At 71.9% G+C, this 1,586-nt stretch carries 2 protein-coding genes; one reads left to right on the top strand and one right to left on the bottom strand.

The genetic code is table 11. From position 1 onward, the window contains the following. Positions 1-82: 82 nt before the first annotated feature. Entirely contained in the window at positions 83-838 is a 756-nt protein-coding gene (locus tag SACHA_RS0100125; RefSeq protein WP_019806223.1) for a hypothetical protein, read from the top strand. 75 nt (positions 839-913) lie between these two features. Here SACHA_RS0100125 and SACHA_RS24725 read toward each other — a convergent pair. Further along, on the bottom strand, positions 914-1,586 hold a 673-nt coding region (locus SACHA_RS24725; RefSeq protein WP_083935737.1), incomplete at its 5' end, for a LysR substrate-binding domain-containing protein.

The following is a 1,586-nucleotide window of genomic DNA, read 5'->3' as shown; positions in this document are numbered from 1 at the left end:
CGGCCGGTGCGGGCGGCGCGGCCGGTGCGAGCGTCGTCGGTGCCGGCGCGACCGGCGCGACCGGTGAGCACGAGGAGGAACGATGAACCGCACGGCGCACCAGATGTTCGTGCTGCTGAGGACCGAGACGAAACTGGTCGGGCGCAACGCCACGGTCGCGGGCACCGCGACGCTGTTCCCGATCGGGATGGCCGTGTTCCTGGTGTGGTCCGGCCGGGGAACGCTGGGCGCGCTCGGCTGGGCGTTCCCAGTGGCGATCGCGCTGGCCGTGATGTGCGGGATGACCGTCTACATCACCACCACGCTCACCCTCACGGCCCGCCGGGAGGACCTCTACCTCAAACGGCTGCGCACCAGCGAGTGCTCCGACGCGACGATCCTGACCGGCCTCAGCTCACCGCCGTTCGTCCTGGGATTCGTCCAGTGCCTGCTGGTGGTGGCGATCGTGTGGGTCGGCGGCCCGGCCGCACCCACGAACCTGCCCCTGTTGCTGGTCGGTGTGGTGCTCACCGTCGCCCTGTGCACGCTGCTCGCGATCGCCACCACCGGGCTGGTCTCCACCACCCAACAGGCCGACATGGCCGCGATGCCGTTCTTCCTGTTCCTGCTGGGCACTGCCATCTGGGCGGGCACCAACGGCGCCGTCGGCCCGGACACCGTCCAGCTCCTGCTGCCCGGCGGAGCGCTGGTCGAGCTCTCCCGGCTCGCCTACCACCCGGACCTCGGCCTGGCCACACAGTTCACCGAGGCACTGCCCGCCCTCGGCGTCCTCACCGCCTGGACCCTGCTGGGCGCCCTCGCGGCGAAACGCCTCTTCCGCTGGGATCGCCGCGTGTGACCGTGAAGGACTCCTTCCCTGCGTCACATGCAGGGAAGGAGTCCCTCACGGCACTGAACGCAGGGAAGGGGTCCTTCACGGCACAACCCCGGTGCGGGAGGTGACCTCCGCCCGGAGGGCGTCCAGGACCGCTGTGGTCGCCGGGTGGGTGGTCGTGCCCGGGCGGAAAACCGCGTCGATGCGGCGGGCGGCGTGCAGGCCGGCGAGCTCGCGGCGGAGCACCCGCGTGGTGTCCATGGTGTACCGGGGCAGCAGGGCCACTCCGTGTCCCGCACCGACCAGCGCCTCGGTGACGCGGAAGTCGTTGATGCGGTGCAGCACTCTCGGGCGCACCCCGGTGCGCACGGTCAGCGACCGCAGTACGTCGTCCACCGGGAAACCGACGTCGACGCTGATCCAGTCCTGGTCCGCGAGGTCGGAAAGCTCCAGCCGGTCCCGCGCACCGAGCGGATGTCCGGGCGGCAGCGCCACAACCAGCGGTTCCCGCAGCAACGGCACCACGGCCAGCCGTTCCGAGTCGAACGCCGTGACGTGCTCGTCCCGGTGGGCCACCACCACGTCGAAGTCGGCCAGCAGGCCGGGCACCTCGGCGGGGGTCATGTCCACGTCGCGCACCTCCACCTCCAGCCCGGCATACGCGGTGAACCGGTCGAGCAGGCCGGGCAGTAGCAGCAACGCCGCCGACGGGAACACCGCCAGCCGCACCCGCCCCCGCGGCGTGCTCCGGTAGGCGTCCAGCTCCGCCCGG

Source organism: Saccharomonospora halophila 8, assembly GCF_000383775.1.
GTDB classification, from domain to species: Bacteria; Actinomycetota; Actinomycetes; order Mycobacteriales; family Pseudonocardiaceae; genus Saccharomonospora; species Saccharomonospora halophila.
This window is presented reverse-complemented; position numbering and strand designations above follow the sequence as displayed.

Excerpts from the sequence above, each read along its gene's own strand:
- SACHA_RS0100125 (WP_019806223.1), top strand. The coding sequence starts at position 83 with ATGAACCGCACGGCGCACCAGATGTTCGTGCTGCTGAGGACCGAGACG.